At 42.7% G+C, this 7,118-nt stretch carries 5 protein-coding genes; 2 read left to right on the top strand and 3 right to left on the bottom strand.

What is annotated here, in order from left to right:
* The first annotated feature begins 220 nt into the window (after window positions 1-220).
* Window positions 221-718, top strand: coding sequence for a ribosomal protein S18-alanine N-acetyltransferase (gene rimI / locus AAEY87_RS12505; RefSeq protein ID WP_350657431.1), 498 nt, complete (start codon window positions 221-223; stop codon window positions 716-718).
* A 51-nt stretch (window positions 719-769) separates the two neighbouring features.
* Here rimI and AAEY87_RS12500 read toward each other — a convergent pair whose 3' ends face one another.
* The 3 genes from AAEY87_RS12500 to trxB all read right to left on the bottom strand — a co-directional run bounded on the left by AAEY87_RS12500 (window position 770) and on the right by trxB (window position 3,156).
* Window positions 770-1,207 carry a MerR family transcriptional regulator gene (locus tag AAEY87_RS12500; RefSeq protein WP_350657430.1) on the bottom strand — a complete coding sequence of 146 codons (438 nt, stop codon included), beginning with the start codon at window positions 1,205-1,207 and terminating at the stop codon, window positions 770-772.
* Window positions 1,208-1,314: 107 nt separating this feature from the next.
* On the bottom strand, window positions 1,315-2,121 hold the full coding sequence (aat, locus tag AAEY87_RS12495) for a leucyl/phenylalanyl-tRNA--protein transferase (RefSeq protein ID WP_350657429.1): 807 nt from the start codon (window positions 2,119-2,121) through the stop codon (window positions 1,315-1,317).
* Window positions 2,122-3,156: a thioredoxin-disulfide reductase gene (trxB, locus tag AAEY87_RS12490; protein ID WP_068034478.1), complete on the bottom strand. Its 1,035-nt coding sequence runs from the start codon at window positions 3,154-3,156 to the stop codon at window positions 2,122-2,124. It lies immediately after the preceding gene.
* 605 nt (window positions 3,157-3,761) lie between these two features.
* Here trxB and AAEY87_RS12485 point away from each other — a divergent pair.
* Window positions 3,762-7,025: a DNA translocase FtsK gene (locus AAEY87_RS12485; protein ID WP_350657428.1), complete on the top strand. Its 3,264-nt coding sequence runs from the start codon at window positions 3,762-3,764 to the stop codon at window positions 7,023-7,025.
* Window positions 7,026-7,118 lie beyond the last annotated feature (93 nt).

Raw genomic sequence — 7,118 nt, 5'->3', positions numbered from 1 at the left:
GGCGGCCGTACTGTAGGCGCTGGTGTTGTTGCTAACGTATTGAACTAAGATTTAACCCACTCAGAGCAATCTGAGAGTGTTAAACCGTAGTCGAAAAGCCATTCTCATAGAGGGTGGCTTTTTTGTGGGTGAAATAAGGGGATTAAATAATATAAGTGAACAACGATTAACGTTTACGATAAAATAAGCGCATTAAATAATAAGAATAAAAGGACAGGCCGTGTTCATTGTAGAAAGTATAGAAGAGCTGCCAATTAACGCAATAGAGTTTGAACAAGTGATTCAAGCAGTAGCAAATATTGAAGCTATGGTACAGCCGCAAGACATGTGGACTTATGAGACGTTAATCGAATTGCTCAAGCAAGATAGTATTAAGATGCTTAGTATTTGTGAGCAACAAGAGGAGGCTATCAATAATAAGGTAGTTGGTTATTGTTTATATCAAGTGGTTTTTGAACAAGCAGAAATTTTACGTATTGGCACCCATCCTGACTATCAGCGCCAAGGTATCGCATCGCAAATTTTTACTAGCTTAAATAAAGAGCTACAGAATCAGAAGGTGGAGAGCTTACTATTAGAGGTACGCGCAGATAATTTTGCAGCTATTGCCTTATATGAGCAGCAAGGATTTACTGTGATTCACAGACGTAAAGGCTATTATCAAGCACCGCATCAGCCAACAGTTGACGCTTTAATTATGCAGCGCATTTATTTTTAATCACCATTTTTAGCCCATTAGAGGTTCACTCGTTCAGATTGAGGACACGCCCTAAGGTTGTAAAGGTATTTTCTTTTTACAGACTTCAACATCGAGTTTATAGTCACTGTCTGTTTTCATACGCTCTAAAATATCAATTCTTTCGCTTAACATCTCTACCATAACACTGATATTGGCTTGTTGTTTTCTAACTTGTGCCAGTTTTTGCTGCGTAAGCATCAGCTGCAAATCAATATCTAGCTGACCGTCATAATAATCATTGAGACTATCCTTGATTTCAATAAGGGTGAAGCCAATAGCCTGTGCGCTTTTAATGAGCTCAATACGTTCTACGCATTCTGGATGAAACTCAGTATACAGCCGTGATCCAGCTTGGCGTTTACGCGATTTTAGCAGCCCTAGTTGATCGTAATGGCGTACTGTATCTTTGGTCGTATTGGCCTGTGCTGCCAACGTTCCAATCAGTAAAAATGATGTATCAGCTGCCATAGGGTAATCTCATAAATGTAATGATTAACAAAAAGGGGAGGGATAAAAAAGCTCTGAATTCATGCAATGACATAGACAGAAGACTACGTGTGCTTTAGTTTTATTTTTTAAACATTTATTTGCCATGCTTCTGACATATCCAGTCTAGCAACTGCCATCGGTTTATGAGAATTATTTTGCCATTGTACCGAATGGCCTCCAATAAGCGTGTCCAACTGTGTCAAAAAATCAGCACGTGGCAAGGTCTTAGCCCCTAAGCTCATCAAATGCTCATTGGGTAATTGACAGTCCACAAGTGCGACGTTGCTTTGTTCGCATAAACGCATCAAGCCCCAAAATGCCAGTTTAGAAGCATTAGAGCTACGGTGAAACATTGACTCACCAAAATAGATGTTGCCTATTTTTAGACCATACAAGCCGCCAATCAGCTGTCCGCTATCATCCCAAACCTCAACGCTATGAGCAAAGCCGTGCGCATGTAGCTCGGTGTAAGCCTCAATCATCTCATCGTGAATCCATGTATGCTCACCCTCAGGCTGTTCATTATTGAGGGCATTACTACGCGGTAAGCTACAAGCGCGTATGACGTCATCAAATGCTTGATCAAGCGTAAGCTGCCAGCGTTCCTTTTTGGCCTGACGGCGTAGTGATTTACTTGGCACATAATCAGTCGGTAACATCACACAGCGCGGCTCAGGGCACCACCACGCAATAGGTTCATCTTCATTGAACCAAGGAAACAATCCCTGTGCGTAAGCTGAAATAAGTGTTTCAGGTGCTAGATCACCACCTATAGCGACAATCCCAACGCCATCAGGATCAATGATGGCAGGGTTAGGGAAGTCATAACGCCCAAGACTTTTTAGGGTCTCAGGCGTGATATGAAGGGTAAGCTTTTCAGAGAAATGACTCATTTAAGCTTCATTATCAGCAGTTAAGGTTGATGCATAAGTATGATCAGTAGCAACGGCTTCACCAATGGCATCCAGATATTTTTCTGCATCAAGTGCTGCCATACAGCCAGTGCCCGCTGAAGTAATCGCCTGACGATAAACATGATCGGCTACGTCGCCTGCCGCAAAAACGCCTTCGATACTGGTTTGAGTCGCATTGCCATTAAGACCACTATTAACGATGAGGTAGCCGTCTTTCATGTCTAGCTGATTTTTGAATAAGTCAGTATTTGGCTTATGACCAATCGCTACAAACATACCATGGCTATCTAACTGCTTGGTGCTGCCATCAATCATCGATTCGATGATAACACCATTGACACCCATGTCATCGCCGACTACTTCTTTGACTTTGTGGTTCCATTCGATTTTGATGTTGCCATTCTTGGCTTTTTCAAATAATTTGTCTTGTAAAATTTTTTCAGAACGCAAGCTATCACGGCGATGCACTAAAGTAACTTCAGAGGCAATGTTTGATAAATATAAAGCTTCTTCAACTGCCGTATTACCACCACCAATGACAGCGACTTTTTGATCTTTGTAAAAGAATCCGTCACAAGTAGCACAGGCAGAAACGCCTAAACCTCTAAATTTGGTTTCTGATTCTAGACCTAAATACTGAGCAGAAGCACCTGTTGAGATAATAAGCGCATCACAAGTATAGCTGCCATTGTCGCCGGTCAGCTTAAAAGGACGCTCGCTTAAATCGACAGCATTAATGTGGTCATAAACCAATTCGGTACCGAAGCGTTCGGCATGGGCTTTCATACGATCCATAAGGGCAGGACCCGTTAGATCATGAGCATCGCCTGGCCAGTTGTCGACTTCAGTAGTGGTGGTTAATTGTCCACCCACTTCCATACCAGTAACCATAACAGGCTTTAGGTTGGCACGCGCTGCATAAACAGCGGCAGAATAACCTGCTGGACCTGAGCCTAGAATAATAAGTTTTTCGTGACGAGCTTCTTGAATAGCAGTAGTGTTTTCAGTTGACATGTTTTTTCCTTGCTAAATAATAATGATTAACTATTAAAAATTATTGAGTGCTGTTAATTATATGTGATACTAACATAAGGGTCGTTGCTATAAAGTGCAAGTTTGCTAAAACAAATATGGATATTATTAGAATTAAATCAGACTTGATAGCTGCTAATTCCGAGTGATTGTGGCACTATTTTTAAATGATTCGCTTTTACTCTTTTATCGATGTATCTGCTTACTCATAAATCCGTTATGAATGTGTTTTCTTGGCCTGTTTCTTAATAACAGGGTCGCCACTTGACCTATGTATTTGTTATTATAAGAAGTTATGCTAAATGCGTTAGATCCTAAATGATATCTTGTATCGATAGGCCTGCATTTGGCAAATGTAAAGCATTGAAAGCATATTTTACGTTATAAGTGGTTAGTTTTTATCTTATAAATGGCTACTTTTACGTCATGAATGACTATGAGATACCTTATAATAGCTATTTTACGACAGACACTTTTTGGTTATAAAAATTTAGCTACGTAAATTTATGTCAGCACTTTATGTCAGCATGGTTAGGCTTAATCATGAGTTGACGACTATTTAGTATGGATAACAAGGCAGATTCTACGTGATATCAGCACCGCTTATTGAGTATTTAAAAAAAGGGATATTTACCTTCCTTGGGATAATTTTGGCAGTTTATCTGTTCGTTATTTTGCTGACTTATACTGGCAATGATCCCAGCTGGTCGCATATCAGCAGTGATATGACAACGATTAATAATATGGGCGGCTCAACGGGCGCATGGTTGTCTGACCTATTCTATAGCTTCTTTGGCTTTGGTGCATGGTGGCTACTGGCTTTTTTAGTCTACGAATCTATCTTGATTTGGTGGGAAAATAAGCCGACGTTTTGGTTGCTGCGACTGGTTGCTTATGTCTTTTTGATATTGAGTAGTAGCGCTTTATTCGCTCAGCTCGTTGCGTTAGTGCAGCATGTTGCAGATCCCATAGCATCAGGCCTTGAAGGTGTCGCTGGCGGTATTATTGGGCTGGAATTACAAGCGCGCTTAACGCAGCTGTTATCGCAGTGGGGGAGTGTGTTGTTTTTGGCGGTATTTGTCGTCATTACGGCGACTTTTGCTTTTAATATTCATTGGCATGCACTGTATCGTAGACTTACCGATTTGTCATGGCTTGGCTCAGGTGTAAAAGACAATAGTGATCAGTATAACTACAGTCAACAAGGCTCTGATAATCAAGCATCCAATGATGAAAAAAGCAATGCAGCTCAGAACTCAGCTGCCAATGCTAGCAATACTAAAAGCGCTGAACGTAAAGCCAAACAAAGTGCAAATGACTATGAGCAACTACCACTTGAGCTACAAACCGCCGGCGTAAGCCATGCGCCAGATAATAGTAGCCGCTTTAGTCATGCACTAACGGATTTCTTAGCCAAGTCAGGACTTGGTGCTAGCGTTAAGGCGACTGTCGCGGCCGATGCTTCTGCGGAATCTATTGCAAGTCAGGCTAGTATGTATGACAGCTCGCAGGCGTCAGCTCCTGTATCGAACAACTATACTGAAAAATCTAATAATAATGTGCAAGCAGTAGCAGCTACTACTATGCCTACCCGTAAAGTTGAGCCTAGCTTTGCATGGAATGACGCTGGTACGGTCAATGATTTACTGGCGACGGAAGCTGAAAAAGATCAATACATGCCGACGCCTACTGCTGATCCAGTCATATCCGCGCCTGTAGAAACGCATGCAAATTTTGAGCAAGCAGTAGAATTTGATGAAACAAGATTCTATGAAAACAAATTTGAAGAAATAGATAGTAATGTTGCTAACGAACAGACGCCGAGCTTAGATGAGTTAGCGAATAATTGGTTAGCTGAAAATGAGCCTGCGAATACAGCATCTTCGTTTGATAACACTATCTCTTCTGACAACGTGACCAATGACTATCAAAATCCGACAAACGACGCTGAGGTAGTAAGTGAACAAAGCTCTCCAGTAATCGAAGACCAGCCTGTAGTTGTAGAGCCTGTGATAGAACAGAGAGAAACCGTAACAGCTAAAGCTGAAGTTAAAGAAAGTCTGCAAGTGCAAGAGCCAGTTGTACCAGCAGATATGACACCAACCAATACGCCGCCTGCTAATCCAAAAGCTGCGCCAACGGTACAAATAGCCGACCCAGTTACAAATGCTGAGCTGATAGCAGCACCTAAGCCAACAGTGAGCTTTTCGGTACCGGATGGTGATAGTAGTAACCATATCACCGATATGATGCCAGAAGACGATAGTCGTTCTGATGATTCTAATACGCTAGTTATGCCAGATATTAGTGATGATGCAGCCTTTGCTAAACGTTCACGTGCGATGCAAACGGCTGAATATCGCGGTAGTTTGACGCCTATTCCAGAAGTATCTATTTTAGATAAGCCAGACCCTGATCGTAAGCCAAGCTATACCATCGTCGAGCTTGAGCAATTGTCAGAGCTATTAGAGATTAAACTTCAAGAGTTCAATGTTAAGGCATCTGTGGTTAATGCTATTCCAGGCCCCGTCGTCACCCGCTTTGAAGTGGATCTTGCGGCTGGGATAAAAGCCAGTAAGGTCACAGGCATTTCACGTGATTTGGCACGTTCGTTATCGATGGCATCATTACGCGTAGTCGAGGTTATTCCGGGCAAACCTTATATTGGCATCGAAGTGCCCAATAAACAGCGCGAGATGGTGCGCCTAATTGAGTTACTTAACACCGAAAAATTCAAAGATCCCAAAGCCCAAATCAGCATGGCAATGGGTAAAGATATCGGTGGCAATCCTATTATCACTGATCTTGCTCGCGCGCCGCATATGTTGGTTGCTGGTACGACAGGCTCTGGTAAATCGGTATTGGTAAACTCAATGCTACTGTCCATGCTACTCAAATATACACCGAACGAGCTGCGTCTTATCCTCATTGATCCAAAGCAGCTAGAGCTTGCCAACTATAATGACATTCCGCATTTGCTTACACCTGTCGTCACTGATATGACTGAAGCAGCCAGTGCCTTATCATGGTGTGTGGCAGAGATGGAACGTCGCTATCAATTAATGAGCCTACTTAAAGTACGTAAGCTTAACGAGTTTAATAAAAAGGTTATCGCTGCTGAAAAATCGGGTAATCCGATGCTTGATCCTTTATGGCGACCTAACGATAATGTGAGCATTGACCAAGCACCGAAGCTCAAAACCTTGCCGATGATTGTCATTGTCGCTGATGAGTTTGCCGATATGATTATGCAGGTCGGTAAGCAAGCAGAAGAGCTTATCACCCGCTTAGCACAAAAATCGCGGGCGGCAGGTATTCACTTGATGCTTGCCACTCAGCGTCCATCGGTAGATGTCATTACTGGTTTGATTAAGGCCAATATTCCAGTACGGGCGGCATTACGTGTTAACTCAAAAGTAGATTCGCGGACGATTTTGGATAGTGGCGGTGCAGAAGACATGCTCGGCAACGGTGATATGTTGTTCTTAGGGCCAGGACAGATTGAACCCGATCGTGTCCATGGTGCTTATGTCAGTGACGAAGAAGTCAACCGTGTGTGTGATGCATGGCGCGAGCGTGGCGCACCGGATTATATCGATAATATGGCAGGTAATTTTGAGCTATCGAGTCCTGGTGGTGGTAGTAGCGGGGCTAGTGCCTCTGGCGAAGACGACGATCTTTACAACGATGCGGTCGCCTTTATTATGGAAACTCGTAAAGTATCTGCTTCTAGTATTCAGCGCAAATTTAGCATCGGTTACAACCGCGCTGCGCGCATCGTCGACTCCATGGAGGAAGCTGGGCTGGTTAGTTCCATGGGTAAAAGTGGTAAGCGTGAGTTATTGATGTAGAGCTGGGGTTTGATTGCATCAAGAAAAAGCGAGTCGCAATAGTGGCTCGTTTTTTTGTTTCAATAAACAGAGTAATGAACATAGTAGTACTGA

It is taken from the genome of Psychrobacter sp. S1-30-MNA-CIBAN-0213 (assembly GCF_040309845.1).
GTDB lineage: Bacteria > Pseudomonadota > Gammaproteobacteria > Pseudomonadales > Moraxellaceae > Psychrobacter.
The sequence above is the reverse complement of the archived record's forward strand: the minus strand, read 5'-3'. Positions and strand labels throughout refer to the sequence as shown.

Coding starts and splice junctions, on each gene's coding strand:
- aat (WP_350657429.1), bottom strand. CDS start 2,121: ATGAGTCATTTCTCTGAAAAGCTTACCCTTCATATCACGCCTGAGACC.
- AAEY87_RS12500 (WP_350657430.1), bottom strand. CDS start 1,207: ATGGCAGCTGATACATCATTTTTACTGATTGGAACGTTGGCAGCACAG.
- trxB (WP_068034478.1), bottom strand. CDS start 3,156: ATGTCAACTGAAAACACTACTGCTATTCAAGAAGCTCGTCACGAAAAA.